17 protein-coding genes and 1 other annotated feature are annotated in these 19,401 nt (G+C 38.9%); of the genes, 3 read left to right on the forward strand and 14 right to left on the reverse strand.

Annotation, left to right across the window (positions count from 1 at the left end; translation table 11 throughout):
• Nucleotides 1-17 precede the first annotated feature (17 nt).
• From IGJ37_RS12010 to IGJ37_RS12030, 5 genes are all read right to left on the reverse strand, one after another.
• Nucleotides 18-1,661, reverse strand: coding sequence for a peptide ABC transporter substrate-binding protein (locus tag IGJ37_RS12010; protein WP_002359061.1), 1,644 nt, complete (start codon nt 1,659-1,661; stop codon nt 18-20).
• A gap of 49 nt (nt 1,662-1,710) precedes the next feature.
• Nucleotides 1,711-1,956 (reverse strand) — a binding site (T-box leader).
• A gap of 147 nt (nt 1,957-2,103) precedes the next feature.
• Nucleotides 2,104-3,057, reverse strand: a complete 954-nt coding sequence (locus IGJ37_RS12015; protein ID WP_002370087.1) for a siderophore ABC transporter substrate-binding protein — start codon at nt 3,055-3,057, stop codon at nt 2,104-2,106.
• 38 nt (nt 3,058-3,095) lie between these two features.
• On the reverse strand, nt 3,096-3,851 hold the full coding sequence (locus IGJ37_RS12020) for an ABC transporter ATP-binding protein (protein ID WP_002354962.1): 756 nt from the start codon (nt 3,849-3,851) through the stop codon (nt 3,096-3,098).
• Complete coding sequence (locus IGJ37_RS12025) at nt 3,848-4,813, reverse strand: iron chelate uptake ABC transporter family permease subunit (protein ID WP_325815207.1); 966 nt, start codon at nt 4,811-4,813, stop codon at nt 3,848-3,850. Before IGJ37_RS12025 ends, IGJ37_RS12020 begins: the two co-directional genes overlap by 4 nt.
• The gene (locus tag IGJ37_RS12030; RefSeq protein ID WP_002354960.1) at nt 4,810-5,757 is read right to left on the reverse strand and encodes an ABC transporter permease; all 948 of its coding nucleotides are present in this window, start codon (nt 5,755-5,757) and stop codon (nt 4,810-4,812) included. The genes IGJ37_RS12025 and IGJ37_RS12030 overlap by 4 nt, the downstream gene beginning before the upstream one ends.
• Nucleotides 5,758-5,941: 184 nt before the next feature.
• Between IGJ37_RS12030 and IGJ37_RS12035 the strand changes: the two genes are divergently transcribed.
• The gene (locus IGJ37_RS12035; protein WP_010710887.1) at nt 5,942-6,394 is read left to right on the forward strand and encodes a YueI family protein; all 453 of its coding nucleotides are present in this window, start codon (nt 5,942-5,944) and stop codon (nt 6,392-6,394) included.
• A gap of 181 nt (nt 6,395-6,575) precedes the next feature.
• On the opposite strand, the gene IGJ37_RS12040 is transcribed toward IGJ37_RS12035, so the two are convergent.
• The 3 genes from IGJ37_RS12040 to gshAB form a co-directional block, all read right to left on the reverse strand.
• Nucleotides 6,576-6,677, reverse strand: coding sequence for a putative holin-like toxin (locus IGJ37_RS12040; protein WP_021164441.1), 102 nt, complete (start codon nt 6,675-6,677; stop codon nt 6,576-6,578).
• Between the two features lie 331 nt (nt 6,678-7,008).
• Nucleotides 7,009-7,110 (reverse strand): putative holin-like toxin, encoded by a 102-nt coding sequence (locus IGJ37_RS12045; RefSeq protein WP_075551663.1) that lies wholly within the window; start codon nt 7,108-7,110, stop codon nt 7,009-7,011.
• A gap of 189 nt (nt 7,111-7,299) precedes the next feature.
• Complete coding sequence (gene gshAB / locus IGJ37_RS12050; RefSeq protein ID WP_325815209.1) at nt 7,300-9,570, reverse strand: bifunctional glutamate--cysteine ligase/glutathione synthetase; 2,271 nt, start codon at nt 9,568-9,570, stop codon at nt 7,300-7,302.
• A 170-nt stretch (nt 9,571-9,740) separates the two neighbouring features.
• Here gshAB and IGJ37_RS12055 point away from each other — a divergent pair, with 170 nt between their 5' ends.
• Both IGJ37_RS12055 and IGJ37_RS12060 read left to right on the forward strand, forming a co-directional pair.
• Nucleotides 9,741-10,241 carry a cysteine hydrolase family protein gene (locus IGJ37_RS12055; RefSeq protein WP_002365352.1) on the forward strand — a complete coding sequence of 167 codons (501 nt, stop codon included), beginning with the start codon at nt 9,741-9,743 and terminating at the stop codon, nt 10,239-10,241.
• 302 nt (nt 10,242-10,543) lie between these two features.
• The gene (locus IGJ37_RS12060) at nt 10,544-11,440 is read left to right on the forward strand and encodes a YitT family protein (protein ID WP_002365354.1); all 897 of its coding nucleotides are present in this window, start codon (nt 10,544-10,546) and stop codon (nt 11,438-11,440) included.
• Between the two features lie 50 nt (nt 11,441-11,490).
• Here IGJ37_RS12060 and IGJ37_RS12065 read toward each other — a convergent pair whose 3' ends face one another.
• The 6 genes from IGJ37_RS12065 to rnc all read right to left on the reverse strand — a co-directional run bounded on the left by IGJ37_RS12065 (nt 11,491) and on the right by rnc (nt 19,127).
• Nucleotides 11,491-11,889 carry a VOC family protein gene (locus IGJ37_RS12065; RefSeq protein WP_002354951.1) on the reverse strand — a complete coding sequence of 133 codons (399 nt, stop codon included), beginning with the start codon at nt 11,887-11,889 and terminating at the stop codon, nt 11,491-11,493.
• Between the two features lie 119 nt (nt 11,890-12,008).
• On the reverse strand, nt 12,009-12,494 hold the full coding sequence (locus IGJ37_RS12070; RefSeq protein WP_325815210.1) for a cupin domain-containing protein: 486 nt from the start codon (nt 12,492-12,494) through the stop codon (nt 12,009-12,011).
• A 158-nt stretch (nt 12,495-12,652) separates the two neighbouring features.
• Complete coding sequence (gene ftsY, locus IGJ37_RS12075) at nt 12,653-13,981, reverse strand: signal recognition particle-docking protein FtsY (protein WP_325815211.1); 1,329 nt, start codon at nt 13,979-13,981, stop codon at nt 12,653-12,655.
• 2 nt (nt 13,982-13,983) lie between these two features.
• Entirely contained in the window at nt 13,984-14,811 is an 828-nt protein-coding gene (locus IGJ37_RS12080) for a Cof-type HAD-IIB family hydrolase (protein ID WP_016618586.1), read from the reverse strand.
• Between the two features lie 24 nt (nt 14,812-14,835).
• Nucleotides 14,836-18,414, reverse strand: a complete 3,579-nt coding sequence (gene smc, locus IGJ37_RS12085; protein ID WP_104845175.1) for a chromosome segregation protein SMC — start codon at nt 18,412-18,414, stop codon at nt 14,836-14,838.
• A 20-nt stretch (nt 18,415-18,434) separates the two neighbouring features.
• Complete coding sequence (rnc, locus tag IGJ37_RS12090; protein WP_002354946.1) at nt 18,435-19,127, reverse strand: ribonuclease III; 693 nt, start codon at nt 19,125-19,127, stop codon at nt 18,435-18,437.
• Nucleotides 19,128-19,401: the final 274 nt, after the last annotated feature.

Consider the following 19,401-nt stretch of genomic DNA (forward strand, 5'->3'; position numbering starts at 1 on the left):
TACTCCTTCTTCCTGAATCATTCTGTTAAATAGGCATTGCGCAAGTGGAAATAATCCCCATACAAGTGATAACTAATGCCTTTCAATTTAGGATTGATTAGATAATTTGAGGCACTTTGATACAGCGGTACTTGGGCAGCATCTTGGTTCAACAAGATGTCTTCCGCTTCTTTGTATTCTGCAAATTGTTTCTCTGGATTATTGGCATTAATCGTTCGCGCATCTTCTACCAGTTGGTCGTATTTGGCATTATGATAATTGCCATAATTGTAACTTGATTCTCCCGCATATAAGTTAAAGTAAGAGTCTAATTCACTACTGCCGGCAATCCATCCTGAAAGAGACAACTCATAATTTTTTTCACGTCGCGATTGGTTCACATTATTACTTGGTTGCGATGAAATGGTAATTTCTAAACCTGGCAGATTTTCTTGCAACTGACTTTGAACATATTCAGCAATTCGTTTTCCTTGATCTGTATCTGCCGCCAGCAAGGAAAGTTTCACTTTTTTACCGACATCCGCTTGGGCTTTCGTCCATTCAGCTTGGGCTTTTTTGACGTCATTTTTCAAATATTCGCCACTGTATGCTCGGAAATCTTCATCTGTTTCTGGATTCGCATAAAGTTTACTTGGAATCAATCCGTTGAGGGGTTTTGACCCATCGTTTAAGACACTTTGTGTTAAGGCTTCTTTATCAATTGCTTGGCCAATCGCTTTTCGTAAATGAACATTCGCTAATGGCGTTCCTTCTTTTTTGTTGAAATCTAAGAAGTAGTTGGCCACATCTGGATGACTGACATAGCCTGGATCATCTTGATATTGTTGAACATATTGTCCGTTAATGCGAACTAAGTCTAGTTCATTCGCTTGATATAAGTTAATCCCAGTATTATCTTCTTTGATTGTACTAACCGCAACTTCTTCCAGTTTCACTTGATCCGCATCATAGTATTCTGGATTTTTTTTCAATGTCCAAGTATCTGAAGTCGCATCCCAATTGGCTAGCGTAAATGGCCCGCTATAAAGTAAATGTTCACTATCCAAGGCGTAATCTTTGCCTTGCGCTTCGACAAATTTTTGATTTTGTGGCGCTAACCAAGCAATCGAAACGACTGCTAAGAAGGAAGGTTGGGCCTGTTTTAATTCAACAATGAATTCTTTGTCATTAGGGGCTGAAATCCCTAATTCATCGACTGACTTTTCACCGTTGCGTATTTCAAAACTATTTTTAACACTGTCTAGTAAATAGGCATTCGGTCCAATCGTCGCTGGTGTCACCAGTTTTTTCCAAGAATAAACAAAATCTTGGGCCGTAATTGGCTCGCCGTTGCTCCACTTAATCCCCTCCCGCAAGGTAAAGTGGTACTTGCGCCCATCGTCACTAATCTTGACATCTTTAGCTAGAGCTGGCACCGTGGCACTATCATCATCAAACCGATAAAGGCCTTCAAATAAATGTTGTGCCATTGTAAAGGTATTTTTATCTGTTGTTTGTGTTGTATCCAATGTTGAGATTGGTGCAGGTGAACTAATACTGATTTTTTGTTCAGCTGCTAAATTTCCCGAATCTACTTTCTCTGCCGCTTCTTTGGTTCCGCCACATGCGGCTAAAAGAAACCCTGTTGCAATCAAACCTACTACTTTTTTCCCCAATTTCATGTTGTTGCCCCCTCATATTTTTTAAACAAATAAAAAAAGCATTCGTCCTAAAAAGGACGAATGCTTATGCAATCGCGGTACCACCTTTGTTGATCTCTTCGCTAAAAAAGATCCGCTCGTTTCCAGTACAATCATACTGTAGCGCTATAACAGGCGCACCTGAATTGGTTTAAGCGAACGGCTTCAACCAACCTGTTCAAAGGCCATTTTCCCCTTTAACGTCACTACCTCTTCTCACCAAACGAGGCTCTCTGCAAGCTATTTTAAAAAGTACTTTCCTTCTCATCACATTTTGTTCTTTTATTTGTTTCATCAATCATACTGATTTACGGATAGTTTAGCAAACATTTTCGAGGTCGTCAACCACATTTTTAATTTAAAACTTTTTTGTTTTTCATTAAAAAAAGAAAAGAGGTTTCAATTCCTCTTTTCTAAAACAATTTTACTCTAATCCTTTTTTAACGTCTTCTATCATCAAATGCATTGATTCTAATCCACCACCGCTTAGATACCAAACATCTGGTTGAAGCATAATGACTTTATCATTTTTACCAGCATCGGTTTTTTGAATCAATTCGTTTGCAGCGACGTTATCTTTTGAATCGTCGCCACCAATTGCTTTGGTGCGATCTACCACAAAGAGAATCCCAGGATTTTTTTCTAAAACATATTCGTAAGAAACACTTTGCCCATGAGTGGAAGCTTCAATCTTATCGTCTGCTGCTTTGAAGCCAAATGTATCATGAATTAAACCGAAACGAGAGCCTTTTCCGTAAGCGGAAAGTTGTCCTTCGTTAACTAACACAACAAGCGCATTATTCGCGCTAGCTTCTGCTTGTTTTTTCACGTCAGCAATTTCTTTTTCTAAGCCAGTTATTTTTTCTTTAGCTACCTCTTCTTTATCAAAAATAGTGCCTAATGTTTCGATATTTTGTTTCGTTGATGCCCAAGGATTTTTGGCATCTACAGCTAAGTAAATGGTTGGCGCAATGGCTTTTAATTGTTCTTGATAATCTTGTTGACGACCAGAAATAATAATTAAGTCTGGTTTTAGTTGATTGATTTTTTCTAAATCTGGTTCTTTAATGCCGCCTGCTGATTCAACTTTTTGGTATTTTTTCAAATACGCAGGGATATTTTTAGTTGGCGCACCTACCACGCGGTCACCGACACCTAGTGCATCCATTGTATCCAAGGAACCATTATCAAAAACAACGACTTTCTTAGGATTTTTGGGAACGGTTAATTGACCATTGGTGTCTTTGACTGTGACTTCCGTTTTAGCTGTTGTTTCTGTTGTTGCAGAATCTGCTGTTTTTTTATTTGTTTGACAAGCACTTAACATTAACAGTCCCATCATTGAAACTGCCATCATTGCTAAAAATTTCTTTTTCATTCTTTTCCTCCAAAAACGTTATTTTTAAATTGCCCGATTTAGTGATAAAGACAAAAGCGTTTTCCTTCAATTTCACAAATCCGGATATTCATTTCATAAAGATCATTTAAAATACTTGTTTGAATAACTTCTTCTGTTGCGCCATGCGCATAGAGCTTTCCGCCTTTCATGGCGACAATTTCATCTGCATAGCTTGCGGCAAAATTAATATCATGTAGAACAATCAGAATCGTTTTTCCTAGTTCATCCACTAAGCGTTTAAGAATCTGCATCATTTGAACCGCATAATTCATGTCGAGGTTATTTAAGGGCTCATCTAATAAAATATAATCGGTATCTTGGGCTAAAATCATGGCAATATACGCCCTTTGTAATTGGCCCCCAGAAAGGGTATCAATGTATTCTTCCGCCATTTCAGTTAAGCCCAATTGTTCCAGTGCTTCTGTTACTTTTTCGTGGTCAGCGCTTTTTAAGCGACCTTTGGAATAAGGAAAACGACCAAAATTGACCAGTTCTCGCACAGTTAATTTAAGTTGTACACCGTTGGCTTGTTTTAAAAGGGCAATTTTTTGTGAAAAAGCCGATTGCTTCCAGGTTTTTACTTCTTGCTTGTCCAGATAAATTTCCCCGGTATCTTTGGGAATTAAGCGACTCATCATGGCTAGCAGCGTGCTTTTCCCAGCGCCATTTGGTCCAATAAAGGCCGTTAATTTGCCTTCAGAAATAGGTAAATCAATGTCTGAAACGACAAATTTATCGCCATATTTTTTTGATACATCACTCATCTGGATCATGTGCGTTGCTTCCTTTCTGCAATAATTTTCCATATAAAATAAACGCCCCCAACAAATTGAATCACCACACTTAGCGGGGTATTCAAATGAAAGACCTGTTCAACCATCAATTGACCGAACACCAGTAAAAAGACTGCTATTAAACTCCCTGCCACAAACAGTTCTCGGTGGCGATAGGTTTTCATGAATTGATAACTCATATTGGCCACGATAAAACCTAAAAATGTAATCGGTCCCACTAATGCTGTTGATAAGCCGACCAGACTACTGATCAAACACAACAACACTAATTGAAACTGATTCACAGCAATCCCCAAATTCTGGGCTCGATGGTTCCCTAAATGTAAAACGTCTAAACGGTAACTTTCCCGCCAAAGTATCCCACAAATTATGAGTACCGCCACACCAACGAAAACGAGATACTGACTATTGACGTTACCGAAACTGGCAAACAACTTTCCTTGGAGTAAGTCGTATTCGTTAGGATCCATAATCACTTGTAAAAACGTACTAATACTACTGAAAAAAGTACCTAAAATCATGCCAATCATCAATAATAAAAATAAATCGGATTGATTTTTGCGTAATAGAAAATACGATAAACTAGTACTTAAAAACACCATTAAAAAGACGTTCATCAAAAACGACCCAAGACTTACTTGGCCTAACGCTTGTGCGCCTCCTAAAAGAAAAAATAACACCGTCTGCACAAAGACATACAAGGAATCCATCCCTAAAATGTTTGGCGTTAGGAAATGATTTTGCGTGACTGTTTGAAAACTAATAGTTGAAAAAGCCGCAGCGATTCCAACAAAAATAAAAGCCAATAACTTTTTGCCTCGTAACGCCAAAGCAAAGGACCAATTGCCATACGTGTTATAAGTTAAATAACAAAGGCTCACAATTACTACGGCAGCTAAAAGCAAAAGTAATGAAAGCCATTTTTTTAAAGGCCGTTTCATTGTTTGCGCCCCCTTAGTAATAATAAAATGAACAAAATGCTCCCTAATGTTCCGACAACCACGCTGACAGGAATTTCATAGGGGGCAATCAATACTCGTGCTAAAATATCACAGATTAACAAGAACAAACTCCCGCAAATCCCAGTTAACCACAAGGTATTTTTCATATGATCGCCATAACGTAAAGACACGAGATTGGGAATCACAACCCCTAAAAACGGAATATTCCCCACCATCAATAAAACGATGGCACTTGCTAAAGCAACCAGCGTCAAACCTAAAAACTGAATTCGCTGGTAATGGACGCCAAGACTATTTGCAAATGCTTCACCCATACCAACGACAGTGAAATGATAAGCAAATAAATAAATAACAAACCACAAAGGAATCATTAAGAATAACCATTCATAATTCCCTTTCATAACTGTGGAAAAATTTCCTTGTAACCAAGCAGACATATTTTGAACCAATTGGTATTGATAGGCAAAAAATGTGGCAATTGAACCTAGAATGTTACCAAACATCACGCCCACCAAAGGGACCATCACTTGATTCTTACTTGGTAATAATCGAATTAGCGCTAAGAATAACAAGGTCCCGCTTAGCGCAAAAATAAAAGCAATTGCCGTTCGATAGAGAAACGGAGCTGTTGGGAAAAATAACATTGCGACTAAAATACCCAACCTTGCACTATCGGTTGTTCCAGCGACACTAGGAGCGACAAATTTATTTTGTGTGAGTTGCTGCATAATCAATCCAGAAATACTCATCGTACTACCAGCAATGATTAAACTCAACGTGCGGGGAACACGGGTGGTAAATAAAACAAATTGTTGCTGCGCATCTAATTGAAACAACTGAGAAAGTGCAATGTCCTTCACCCCTATCACTAATGACAATAAGCTGAAAAGTAATAGTAGAACAAACAAACCAATCTTTTTCATGAGAAAACTCCATTTTTATTTAATTGAGAATGATTCTCATTCTTAATTACAGTGTATGAGAAAATCATCACAAATGCAACCACTTTTTTTCCTTTATTAAAAACTTCTTCTCAAGCCGACTGACCAACGACTTATCTAAGATATGCTATAATGGAGGGAAACGTTAGGAAAGGAGTGTTACTGAATGGCGAATGATGACTTACAACAACGTCTGGATAAAGGAATGTACGGTACGCCCCTCGTTAATCCTGAAGAACAACACAAATACATGGGCACATTTCGTGAACGCTGCCGTCTCTCCATGACCGTCGCTGAAATGAAAGATGCACAGAACCAAAAACATTTATTAGAAGAATTAGCGAAGCATCCTGAAGTTACAGTACTTTTAAATGGCGAAATCTCTTCTGACCTGCAAAGTACCTATATTAAATTATTAAATCAGCATGGCGCAAACTTTAAGATTGTTAACAATTTTGTGGAGAACAACCCTGACTCTCTCGGCTTACTGTTAGCTGAAAAACATGCAGTCGATGAACCTGTGATTGACGTTACAGAAAAATATCCTCAAGCAACAGAAACGCCAAAAGAAGAGCCAACAGCTAAAAAAGGCTTTTGGCAAAAACTATTTCAATCATAAAAAGCTCAAGGAAAGTTATGAGCGCTTCCATTTATAATAGAATTATGCTATTATAAAGATGAAAAAGAGAGGTATGCGGGTACATACCTCTCCTTTTATACCAACACCAGTTATAAGAACTGGTGGCTTACTGAGTTAAGTTTTGAATCTTAACCGTTCGGCCTACGAAGCTTGTGAACGGTTATTTTTTATTGTTTTTCGTTGCTTCAAGGATACCGAAAATCAGTAGTGCAACAAACGCTGCAAAACTAATCATCAATTCCAATGCCGCTTCGATTGACAAAAAATGCTCCTTTCGTTAAAGTGCATCGGATATACATAGGCATCACCTGCCTCTCTAACTCAGAGCCACCGTCATACAACTTTCATTGGTAATAGTTTTAGTATAACCTATTGGGTTCACCAAGAAAACGTTTTTATAGGAATTTTCTATAAAATGATATAAGTTATGAGCGCTTCCATTTTAAATAGAATTATGCTATTATGAAAATGAAAAGAGAGATATGCTACTACATACCTCTCCTTTATACCAACACCAGTTATAAGAACTGGTGGCTTACTGAGTTAAGTTTTTGTTGTTCTTTAACCGTTCAGCCGTCTAAGCTTATGAACGGTTATTTTTTATCGTTTTTCGTTGCTTCAAGGATACCGAAAATCAGTAGTGCAACAAACGCTGCAAAACTAATCATCAATTCCAATGCCGCTTCGATTGACAAAAAAATGCTCCTTTCGTTAAAGTGCATCGGATACACATAGGCATCACCTGCCTCTCTAACTCAGAGCCACCGTCATACAACTTTCATTGGTAATAGTTTTAGTATAACCTATTGGGTTCACCAAGAAAACGTTTTTATAAAGAATACCGCCAAAAAATCTATTATGAATTTTTTGGCGGTATTCTTTTTTTATTGAACCACTTCTGGGTATAAAAGTTTTAAAACGTCCATTGTCAAACGGCGTCCTTTTCCAGCGTAAGGATACACATGCATGTGCATGGCTGGATTAAAGTTTGCTTCGATAATCCCGTACGTTAAGCTATCACGTGTGCCTTTTACGTCTTTGTCAGGAATGATTAAATCAATGCCACAAATTTTGGCTCCTAAAGCAGCTACGGCCTCAATGGCGATTTGTTTATAACTATCATCAATGACATCGGTCATATCAATCGAATCCCCGCCCGTGCTAACATTAGAATTTTCTCGCAAGTACACGATTTGCTCTTTTTCTGGCACAGAATAGATAGTTAAACCTTGTTCTTTCAACATTAGTTTTTCTAAATCATTTAACTGGATTAATTCTAGTGGTGCACGGTGATTGGTCCCCCGCAATGGATCACTATTTTTAGCGGCCACCAATTCTTCTACAGTGTGTTTGCCATCTCCGGTAACATTGGCTGGCACGCGCAACATGATGGCTTTTACATCATTATTTAACACAAAGAACCGATATTCTGTTCCAGGTAAAAACTCTTCAATTAAAACCGCTGTGTCCTCTTTAAAAGCAATCCGTAACGCTTCCGTAAAGTCTTCCAACGAAGCGCCTTCTTTAAAAATGGTAATTCCTAAACCGTAATTCGTTGATTTTGGTTTCACGACAAACGCTTTATTGGCGTAGCGTAAATGTGCTTCTTGTGCCTCAATAAAAGATGAAAATTCTTCACCGCCAGGCACATGGAACCCTGCTGCAGACAAAATTTTCTTTGTCACGGTTTTGTTTTCCATAATCAATGGTACCACGTAGTTATCTTTGCTAGTCATGTTGGCATTTTTGACGTATTCAATGTGCTCGCCATGTTGCAGTTTCAAAAATTGCTCTTGTTCATCTAAAATTTCGATTCCCAAACCTTTTTGAATCGCATCAAACAAGAAAATTTGTGTGGATAATTCCATCTCACGGAAACCAGCTAATTGATAAGGGCGTTCAAAGGCCATACTTTGATATTGGTTTCCAAAAATATTTCCCAGTTCACTGTTGGAGTTTTCTTGAATAATCGTCCACATTTTGCCAGAAACGGTGTCTTGTGGATTCCGCAGTTGTTGATAATACTTACCGACAACTTCTTTGCCTTTGCGAATGCCTAGAGCATCTAACATATCAATCATTTCTGAAAAAATCCGATCGCCTTCTGCAATTAACTTAATCGTTTCATGAGGATGACCAAGAGCCACTTGTTCATTAAAAATATCGCCAGTTTTTACCCATTCATCCGCTTCTTCTTTTTCATCTGTCCACAATAAATACAACATGAAATAATGTAAGAAATCCACAGTATCTTCCACAATGCCTAAACGTGAAAAAGGATTTAAGTCTAAATTACGCAACTCGATATAGCGAATACCTGTTTTAGGCAGATCAGACATTTGTTTCCCGCCACGTAAGCGCACAGGCGCATAAAATTCTTTTTCTTCAGAAAGTAAACCATTTTCCACCATGCGATGAATATCTTCTAAATAGCGTTCCAATGAGGCATACGATACTTTCACATTGTCATGATTTCTGTAGCCATACGTACTATTCCGAATACTGCGAATGGGTTCTTGCGGCTGGTCGTCATAGACCCTAAAGTAGCCGTCTTCACTAACTGGCGAAGCCCCAAAAAGATACGTAATTAACCAACGATAACGTAAAAAGTTACGGGCAACTTTCATGTACACTTTCGTTTTAAATTGTTTGCAATCTGTCACTTCGGATTGTTCATCATATAATTGCTGAATCAGGGCTTGGTCATATTCAAAATTAAAATGAATTCCGCTGACCATTTGTTTTCGTTTGCCATACTCTTTTGCCAAATAACGACGATATAACACTGCATCATATTGATCTAATTTAGCAATTTTAATCTCTTCATCTTTTGTTGGTAATTGTGGCGGCATACTTAATGGCCACAACATTTCATCTTCTGGAATCGAACGACGAGCAACATCGTGAATGGCATCTAAAAAACGAAGCATTTCTGTGCCGCTATTTGCTACAGGCGTGATTAGTTCTAATTGTGTTTCACTAAAATCTGTTTGAATATATGGATGATAAGAACGGTTACCAAAAACCGCGGGATGATCAGTTGTCGCTAAAAGCCCTTCTCGTGTACTACGTTGGTTTTCTTTTTCTAAACCAAAACGAGCCATCAATACGTAAGGACGAACATTTTTCTTTTGCATTAATTCTCTATAATTCATCTTGTCGCCTTTCTTTCTACAAACTATCTGTTTCTCTTACTATTATATAGGAAAACGAGTAAATATGCTGTTTTTTTGAACGTTCACTTGGGAATTTTCGAGACACTTTTAGAGAGCGCCTTTTTCCGTTAGACTGAAAACAACTAGTTTATAGAAAGTGGGGATTGCTCATGAAAAATCGTGCATTACTTTTAATTGACTTTCAAAAAGGCATCGAAAGTCCGTCGCAGCAATTGTACCGTCTGCCAGCAGTGTTGGAAAAGGTCAATCAGCGTATTGCTGTCTACCGCCAACACCATGCGCCCATTATTTTTGTTCAACATGAAGAAACCGAATTACCTTTTGACTCAGACTCTTGGCAACTTTTTGAAAAGCTGGATGCACAGCCCACAGATTTTTTCATCCGCAAAACGCATGCGAATGCCTTTTACCAAACAAATTTAAATGATTTACTGACGGAACAAGCCGTTCAAACGTTAGAAATCGCTGGTGTCCAAACCGAGTTTTGTGTGGACACTACAATTCGGATGGCTCATGGTTTAGGCTATACGTGTTTGATGACACCGAAAACCACTTCCACCTTGGATAATGGACATTTAACCGCGGCACAAATTATCCAACATCATGAAGCTATTTGGGCTGGCCGCTTTTTGACTTTTTTGAGCCTGTGACAAAAATCACTTTGGATTTTTGTTCCGGGCTCAAAATCTGATAAACGGCGGGAACAGAACCAACTCCTTCGGAAATAAGCCGAAATTCTCGGAGCTAAACGGTTCTGTCCCGACCTCTTTTCCAAAAAATTGTTTGTTCACTATGTTTTCTTGTCGTATTTCATGTTAGTATAAGGAAAAAGTGTTCAGTTGATTAGTTGAAGATTTAGAGTGTGGGACATAAGTCGATTAGGCTTGTCTCTCATGTTCTGTCTTTTTTTATGTCATCATTCACTAAACTAATAAATAATTGGAGGTATTTCATGAATAAATTTTTTACAGCCCAACGTTTAAAAGACACCGCCTATGTAACAGTCGGTGCATTCATTTTGGCCATTTCAATCAATGCGGTCTTATTGCCAAATAAACTTGTCGCAGGCGGAGCCAATGGCATTAGTATTGTTATTAATTATGTTTTCGGGATTAGTCCCGCCATTGTTCTTTACGCCATCAATATTCCTCTTTTAGTGCTTTGTTTCTTACTTCTTGGGAAAGAGGTCGGTGTCAAAACCATTTATGGCAGCCTTATTTATCCATTTTTTGTAGGAATTACTTCGGGGATGCCTGTTTTAACACATAATATTTTTCTAGCAGCATTATTTGGCGGTATTATTACAGGTGCTGGCCTAGGCTTGGTTTTCCGTGGCAATGCTTCAACTGGTGGGACAGCAATCATTTCACAAATTGTCAATAAATACTTCAAAGTTTCCTTAGGTATTGCTATTTTATTCGTCGATGGTTTAGTCATTTTATCAGCAATGTATGCTTTTAATGCAGATATTGTGCTATTCTCTTTAATTTGTTTATTTACAATTGGTCGTGTCGTTGACATGATTCAAGTTGGTCTGGTTCGCTCGAAGAATGTGATGATTATTTCACCAAAATATGTCGCTATTCAAGAACGCTTATTACGTGAACTAGATAAAGGTGTGACCTTGGTGCCAATCGAAGGCGGTTATCGAAGCGCGAAAGGCATGCTCTTAATGACTGTCATTCGTGAAAAAGATTTTCCCCGCTTAAAAGAAGCCATTCTTGAGATTGATGAAGAAGCTTTTTTGATTTCAATGAGTGCGAGTGAAGTCTACGGAAAAGGATTTAGCTTGAAAAAAGTAGCTGATTCTTATGGTGTTGAAGCTACTAATGCCAATAATTTACAATAGTTTTTTGTAGGAAAAGAGCCGCAAAATCTGTAGAGATTTTGCGGCTCTTTTTACATCTTCATCCAGACAGGTTCTAAGCTATTGCCATCCAAATCTTGCACTTCTAAGCCATACATTTGCTCTTCTGGTATTCCCATATCAACTCGGTAGCAGTTGCCTCCGTTAGCTTTGGCGGTTTCGCCAAACTGTTTTACGGCTTCGGCACTCTCTAAACTAAAGGAAATTAATGCTCCACTGGTTGTTTGCGCATCAATAATTTGCTTTTCTTGGATAAATTTTCCATAAAAGTCATGGTTCAACAACATAATCCAAAATTGATCATCCCACATCATCGAACTAGCTTCCTCTGTTGAAAATTCCTCGTTCTTTTTGAATCCAAGTTTTTCATAAAATGCTGTAGAACGTTGGACATCCGCTACTGGGAAGTTAACAAAAACCATTGTGCCCATGTGATTCATCCCTTTCTTTTAATCATCTACGACAGCTAACTGTGCGTTGCGACAAAATCAACAAGCTTGTTTGATTTATACTAGCATATTCATAAAAGAAATGTTACTAAAACGTTTTCTTAAGGTAATTCTCGATAAGCCAAGTGCTGAATGATTTCACTATGTTGTGGATAATCGTTTAACAATTCCGCTTGAGTAAATAACTCGAAGTCTTCAAACTCAAAGCCTGGTGTAACCACACAACTGACTAACGCAAATCCTGTCACTACTGTAGAGCCAAATATTGTGCCGGCAGGAACTGAGAACGAAAGCTGTTGTCCTTGAACTAATTCTTTCCCTAACTGAACAGCTCGATACGTTCCATCAGGAAAAATACAGTGAACGGTTAACGGCTGACCATCGTGAAAAAACCATAATTCATCCGCTTTTAAACGATGAAAATGTGACGGACTTTCTGTATTTAATAGAAACAAAATCGCTGTATGCAACGCCCGTTCGCCTCGTTTGGTCGGAATCAATTGTTCACTTTTATTGGTTTGTTTAAAATAACCGCCCTCAGGATGCGCTTCTAATCCTAACTTCTCAATCCACATTTGTTCTGTCATCTTCTCCCTCACTCCTTCATTTTTTCAGAAACGATTTAGGAAGAACTTAGAACATCCGTCCCAATCCTAAAATAAACGGCGGGACAGGAGTAGCTTCTTCATTCTTGAAGCTAAATACTCCTGTCCCACGTTCTTCCCAAACCTGTTATTTTCTACAACTAAACATCTTTTAATAAGCCTTTAAATAAGCCCATTGCGAAATCGTTGGCATTAAATGGTTCTAAATCGTTAATGCCTTCACCTAGACCAACTAATTTCACTGGCAAGTGTAATTCATTCCGAATAGCAATGACAATACCACCTTTGGCTGTTCCGTCTAGTTTGGTTAAAACTAAGCCAGTGACATCGGTTGTTTCTTTGAACTGTTTGGCTTGTGTCATCGCATTTTGCCCAGTAGTTGCGTCCACGACTAAGAGAACTTCGTGAGGCGCATCTGGAATTTCTCGTTGAATGACTCGTTTAATTTTTTCTAATTCTTTCATTAAGTTGACTTTATTTTGTAAACGACCTGCTGTATCCACTAGCAAAACATCGGCCTGTTCTGCTTTGGCACGTTCCACTGCATCGAAAACGACCGCTGCTGGATCGCCGCCAGCATTCCCACGCACAACTTCAACGCCAGCCCGTTCACCCCAAACAACTAATTGATCGATGGCGCCCGCTCGGAACGTATCGGCAGCTGCCATTAAAACTTTCTTTCCTTCCAACTTGTATTGATGGGCTAATTTACCAATGCTGGTTGTTTTACCAACTCCATTAACACCAACAAATAAAATCACGGTTAAGCCATTTGGCTGTAAGTTAATCGCATTATTTTCATTAATTCCTGCTTCTTCATACAAATCAACCATTTTTTCAATGATGGTATTTTGAACTTGAGCTGGTTTTTTCACATTTCGCAGTTTCACTTCTTGTCGCAAGGCTTCTGTAATTTTTAAGGATGTATCAAAGCCTACGTCTGCACCAATTAACGTTTCTTCTAATTCTTCAAAGAAATCTTCATCGACGCTTCGGAAATTAGCAAACAATTCGTTCAACCGTTGACCAAATGTTTTACGCGTTTTTTCCAAGCCTTTTTCATATTTTTCTTGGACCTGCTCTTCTTTTGACTCTTCAATTTCTTCTGAAACCTGCGTGTCTGTTGGTTCTGCCAACGGAGTCACGACACTACTTTCTTCCTCAGGCGCTTCCACAACAACTTCTTGTGTTTCCTCTGTCAGGATTTCTTCTGGCTCTTCTTCTAATGCTTCTTCTACGCCAGCTAATTTTTCCATTTCAGCGTTATCTGTTAAATCGGCTGTTTCTGTGACTTCTTCCGCTGTCGTTTCTGGCGTTGTTTGCGCCTCTTCTGCTGCGGTTTCTTTTGATTCAGTAGGCGCTGATTCATCACTAGGTGTTTCGTCTCCTGTTTCTTCAACGATCTCTTGTTTTTCTTCTTCCTTTTTTTCAGCGGAAAAAGCTTTTTTAATTTTATCAAAAAATCCCATTCTTATTGGCCTCCTTCCAACGGCGTTAAAATATATTTTTCGACCGCTTTGGCAACACCATCTTGGTCATTCGTGTCTGTAACGACATCTGCGGCTTCTTTAACTAATGGAATCGCATTTGCCATGGCGACACCTAAGCCAGCGTATTCGATCATCGGTAAATCATTTTCTTCGTCCCCTAGGGTCATGATTTCTTCTGCACGGATTCCTAAATCTTTGGCTAACAAGGAAATACCATAGGCTTTCGTAATCCCTTTTGGCATAAATTCTAATAAGTTATTTCGCGTTTTAATAATTTCAAAACGCTCATAAAAAGAGGCCGGAATTTCCTTGATGCGTTCATTTAAATACGATTCATCAATCGCAACAACAACTTTGTTATAAATTCGATTCGGGGTTAACTCTTCTAATTTGTAGGACTCAAAGGTTAATAATTTGTTTAGAGAACTATAAATTGAAGGATAATTAGGTGCAGAAGGCAATTGCATCACGACCTCATCGGATAAGACATCAAACGGCATGTTGAGTGTGGTTGCTAATTGGTACAGCTCATGAATCGCTTCCAAGGGCATCAATGTTTTCTCAATAATGGCCCCTGTGTCATTTTTTTGAACCAACCCGCCGTTAAAAGTAATGCTATAATCGCCTTCATCTTGTAAACCTAATTCTTCTAAGTAAGGACCAATAGCTGCCAAAGGTCGACCTGTGCAGATAACAACTTTCACGCCTGCTTGTTTCGCAGCCATCAGTGCTTGTTTATTCCGTAAAGAAATCTCTTTTTGGCTATTTAATAATGTTCCATCTAAATCAATAGCAACTAATTTTATCAAACGTTCGCTCCTCCTTGCTTCTGGCTAATTGCTTTTTTCAATTGCGCCACCTTCTTTGACCTCTTCCAAGCGAACTGAAACGATTTTTGAAACCCCAGATTCTTGCATAGTCACGCCATATAAAACATCTGCGGCTTCCATTGTCCCTTTACGATGTGTCACCACGATAAACTGTGTACCATCTTCAAATTCGCTTAAATAATGGCCAAAACGAGCAACGTTGGCTTCATCTAAAGCTGCTTCTACTTCATCTAAAATACAGAACGGAACGGGTCGAACACGAATAATTGAAAAGAGTAATGCAATCGCCGTTAATGCCCGTTCGCCTCCAGACAACAAGCTTAAATGTTGTAATTTTTTCCCTGGTGGTTGCGCCTCAATCTCAATCCCTGTATTCAAGAGATCCTCTGGGTTAGTTAGCACCAGTTCTGCCCGTCCGCCACCAAACATATTAGGGAATACCACTTTGAACTGGCCACGAATTGCTTCAAAGACTTCTTTAAACCGTTCTTTCACTTCTTGGTCCATTTCATCCATGGTTTCAAATAATTGTTCTTTCGCATTTAATAAATCATCACGTTGACTGACTAAAAATTGATGGCGCTCATCGACTTGTTCAAATTGCTCGATGGCACTTAAGTTAACAGGTCCTAACCGCTCAATTTCTTGTTTTAGGCGTTTCACTGTTTGCTGTGCTTGCGCTAAATCATCGATTGGGAAATACGCTTCATAGGCAGCTTCAAAGGTTAAGCTGTATTCTTCCTGTAAGTAACTTAACGAGCTATCTAATTGCATTTCTGCACGATTTTTTAGGACTTCAATTTGTGTTTTATCTGCTAAATACTGTTGTTGGCGTTTGTTTTCTTCCGCTAATTTTGTATCTAACTCGTCTACTTCTTCTTGCAACGCTTGTCGTTGACTACGTGCCGTTTGTAAAGAGGTTTGCAACGCTGTTTGTTTCTCCGCTAATTGCGCGACTTGTGCCGCTAAGCCTTCTTCGGTTAACTGGTGATCGCTAGAATGGCTACTTAGTTGTTGTAGCTGTTGACGGATGGCCGTTTCTCGAATCAACAATTCGTCCAATTGTTCTTGTTTGTCTTGCTTTTGACGAGCAAAATGGGCACATTGTTCCGCCGCTACTGCTTGTTCTGCTTGAACTGTCGTCAAGCGTTCTTGCGCTTGAGCTTTAAAGGTTTCCATTTGGCTAGCTTCTTGTTCCACTTGTTTCATTTCAGCATCTAAACGTTCTTTCGTTGCCGTTAAGTTTGCTTGTTGCTCTGTCAATGTGGCTTTTTTCGTTTGATATTCGGTTAAGAATTGATGCAATTCCCGTGATTCATATTCAAACAGACGTTTTTCTTTTGTTAAACGAGTAATCGTTTCTGTTTGATTGGCTAATTTATTGTCAATTTCTTGTTGTTTTAAGCGATTTTGTTCACCAGCAGAGCGCAACATTTCTGCACGTTCCGTGGCTGTTTTCACTTCTTGCGAGAGCGCTTGGACTTCTTGTTCTACACTTCTTAGTTGTGTTTCTAATTGAGTCATTTGTTCAGTAATTGTTTGAAGTTCTTGCGCTTGTGAAAATAGGCTTCCTTGGTTGCCACGTTTATTGGCTCCCCCAGTCATCGAACCGCCAGGATTCATCACATCGCCTTCCAATGAGACAACGCGATATTGGTAATTGACTAATTTTGCTAACTGGTTGGCACTCGTTAAATCTGCCGCTAAAATCGTGACGCCTAAGAGATTTTGAATAACGGTTTGTACTTGTTCTGGATAACGAACTAATTCACTGGCAATCCCCACGAAGCCCGGTGCACCAGCCAAACGATTCTGAACCATCGCCGATACAGAGCGTGGCTTAATGGTGGTCAATGGTAAAAAGGTCGCTCGGCCACTGTGTTGTTGTTTTAAGAAGGTGATGCCTGCTCGACCATCTTTCTCATTTTCCACAACAATATGTTGCGCCGCACCACCTAAGGCCGTTTCAATCGCCAACGTATATTCTTTAGGCACTTCAATTAACTCAGCCACTGCGCCAACAATCCCAGTTAATTGGTTTTTGTGACGCAATACAGCTTTCACGCCTTGATAGAAGCCAGCGTAATTTTCTTGAATTTCTTGCAAACTTTTTTGGCGTGCCTTCGCTTGTTGCACTTGATTCATCGCTTGGTACATATCGTTTTGACGCTGTGCTAATCGTTCACGTTTGGCTTCAAGCGTTGCTTTCAACGCAGTGTATTCTTCCAGTTGTTCTTGTAAGCCTTGTTTTGCAACTTTTTGCTCTTTTTCTAGCGTCTCTTTCATTGCAAGAGCTTCAACCATCTGTTCTTCTAGCGCTTCGTGTTTTGCTAGCGATTGTTGGTTTTTAGCTGTTTCTTGTTGATATTGTCGTTCTAAATATTTTAAGTCATTGGCTGTATTGGCTTGTTCTTGCATGACTTCCACATACTGACTGCGCAATTCCTCCATCAATTCTTTAGAAGACTTACTATATTTTTCCACATCTTTCGTTGCCAAAACCAATGCTTCTTTTAACGTCTGACGTTGTGCCGTTTTTTCTGCGATTGCTGTTTCCAGCGTCTGCAATTCTTCTCGATAACGAACAATTTTTTCGGCCGTTTCTGCCAATGTCTCTTCGTATTCGCTTGCCGTTTGGGAGGTGTGTTTAGAACGTTCAATTAAAACATTTTTTTGTCCTTCTGCTTGTTTCAACGCTTCTGTCACTTGTAATAATTGTTGTTGTTCCGTTTCAATTTGTTCATCTAAACGATTGCGCTTGCTGCGTAAACGTACCAATTTGCCTTCTAGGTCATGGACTTGTTTACTTGCGCCAGCTAACTTTTCTTCAATGGCTGTTAATTCTTGCGTTTTCGTTTCCCAAATAGCTTTTGCTTCTTGAATTTCGGTCACAGTTAAATTGACATCAATTTCGGTAAGTTCTTCTTTCAAAGCTAAATACTTTTTAGCCGCATCTGCTTGGGCGGCTAGAGGAACTAATTGGTCTTCCAACTCGTAAATGATATCTTGGACACGGCTTAAGTTGTCCTCAGTTTCGAAAAGCTTTTGTTCAGCCTTTTTCTTTCGTTGTTTGTATTTTAAAACGCCCGCTGCTTCTTCAAAAATCCCTCGACGGTCTTCAGGTTTACTATTAAAAATCGCTTCAACTTTCCCTTGCGAAATAATTGAAAAAGATTCTTTGCCTAACCCTGAATCCATAAATAAATCTTGAATGTCTTTTAAACGGCACGCTTGTTTATTAATAAAAAAGTCACTTTCGCCCGTTCGTTTTAAACGACGGGTGACACTAATCTCACTATAATCCAATGCTAAATAATGGTCGCTGTTGTCTAACGTCACGGTAACTTCCGCAATATTTAGCGGTTTACGACCTTCCGAACCGGCAAAGATAATGTCGTTCATTTTGCCACCGCGAAGGTTTTTCGCAGATTGTTCACCTAATACCCAGCGAACGGCTTCCGTGATATTACTTTTCCCACTTCCATTCGGACCAACCACTGCTGTCACATCATCTTCAAATTCAATAATGGTTTTATCTGCAAATGATTTAAATCCTGTAATTTCAATTCGTTTTAAATACACGAATATTGCTCCTTCCAGCCTTACTGAGGAATACTTTTCAGTGCCCGCTCAGCGGCATCCTGTTCAGCTAACTTCTTCGATTTTCCTTGGCCTAACCCAATGAGTTCACCATTCATGTAAACTTCAGTGAAAAAGGTGCGGTCATGAGCAGGGCCTTCTTCTTTAATTAAGCGATATTCAATTGAAACATCGCCTTTGCGTTGTAAAACTTCTTGTAATTGTGTTTTGTGATCCATCTCATGTGAAAAAGCACCGGCATCAATTTTCGGAAAAATAACGTCTTCAATAAATTTCTTGGCTGCGCCAACTTTTTGGTCTAAGTAGAGGGCACCTAAAAAGGCTTCAAATAAGTCACATAATAATGATGCACGTGTTCGTCCGCCCGATGCTTCTTCTCCTTTACCTAATAAAATGTAGTTGTCGAAGTGACATTCTTTCGCAAATTTGGCTAAACTATCTTCCCGAACGATGGCTGCGCGCATCTTCGTTAATTTTCCTTCTGGAAGTTCTGGGAATTTTAAATACAAATATTGTGAAACAATTAATTCTAAAACTGCATCTCCTAAAAATTCAAGACGTTCATTATCGGATAATTTTAAATAGCGATGCTCATTCACATAGGATGAATGAGTAAAAGCTTGCTCTAATAGATTGACATCATGGAAAACAATGCCGTAACGTTCTTTTAACTCTGTTGTTAACTGATTGTCCATTCTCCACATTCCTTTACATTTATTTACACCTTGTTTCATTATACTTTTTTTTTCACTTTTTTTAAATGGTTCTATTCAGAAAAAGCCTGTTATTCACTGTGTTCTCATTATTTTTTAGAAAAAAATAAATAAATAGAGCTATGACTGAGATGAAAGCGTTTGTTTACGTAAGAGATAGAAAGAGCGTGGGACAAAAACCACTTTGGATTTTTGCGCCACGCTCAAAAACTGATAAACGGCGGGAACAGAAGCAACTCCTCCTTATTTCTCGGAG

This window comes from Enterococcus sp. AZ104, assembly GCF_050546705.1.
In the GTDB taxonomy this organism is placed as follows: domain Bacteria; phylum Bacillota; class Bacilli; order Lactobacillales; family Enterococcaceae; genus Enterococcus; species Enterococcus faecalis.

Bases quoted from the DNA above. Each gene is read 5' to 3' on its own strand.
- IGJ37_RS12010 (WP_002359061.1), bottom strand. From the start codon at position 1,661: ATGAAATTGGGGAAAAAAGTAGTAGGTTTGATTGCAACAGGGTTTCTT.
- IGJ37_RS12015 (WP_002370087.1), bottom strand. From the start codon at position 3,057: ATGAAAAAGAAATTTTTAGCAATGATGGCAGTTTCAATGATGGGACTG.
- IGJ37_RS12020 (WP_002354962.1), bottom strand. From the start codon at position 3,851: ATGATCCAGATGAGTGATGTATCAAAAAAATATGGCGATAAATTTGTC.
- IGJ37_RS12025 (WP_325815207.1), bottom strand. From the start codon at position 4,813: ATGAAACGGCCTTTAAAAAAATGGCTTTCATTACTTTTGCTTTTAGCT.
- IGJ37_RS12030 (WP_002354960.1), bottom strand. From the start codon at position 5,757: ATGAAAAAGATTGGTTTGTTTGTTCTACTATTACTTTTCAGCTTATTG.
- IGJ37_RS12035 (WP_010710887.1), top strand. From the start codon at position 5,942: ATGGCGAATGATGACTTACAACAACGTCTGGATAAAGGAATGTACGGT.
- gshAB (WP_325815209.1), bottom strand. From the start codon at position 9,570: ATGAATTATAGAGAATTAATGCAAAAGAAAAATGTTCGTCCTTACGTA.
- IGJ37_RS12055 (WP_002365352.1), top strand. From the start codon at position 9,741: ATGAAAAATCGTGCATTACTTTTAATTGACTTTCAAAAAGGCATCGAA.
- IGJ37_RS12060 (WP_002365354.1), top strand. From the start codon at position 10,544: ATGAATAAATTTTTTACAGCCCAACGTTTAAAAGACACCGCCTATGTA.
- IGJ37_RS12065 (WP_002354951.1), bottom strand. From the start codon at position 11,889: ATGGGCACAATGGTTTTTGTTAACTTCCCAGTAGCGGATGTCCAACGT.
- IGJ37_RS12070 (WP_325815210.1), bottom strand. From the start codon at position 12,494: ATGACAGAACAAATGTGGATTGAGAAGTTAGGATTAGAAGCGCATCCT.
- ftsY (WP_325815211.1), bottom strand. From the start codon at position 13,981: ATGGGATTTTTTGATAAAATTAAAAAAGCTTTTTCCGCTGAAAAAAAG.
- rnc (WP_002354946.1), bottom strand. From the start codon at position 19,127: ATGGACAATCAGTTAACAACAGAGTTAAAAGAACGTTACGGCATTGTT.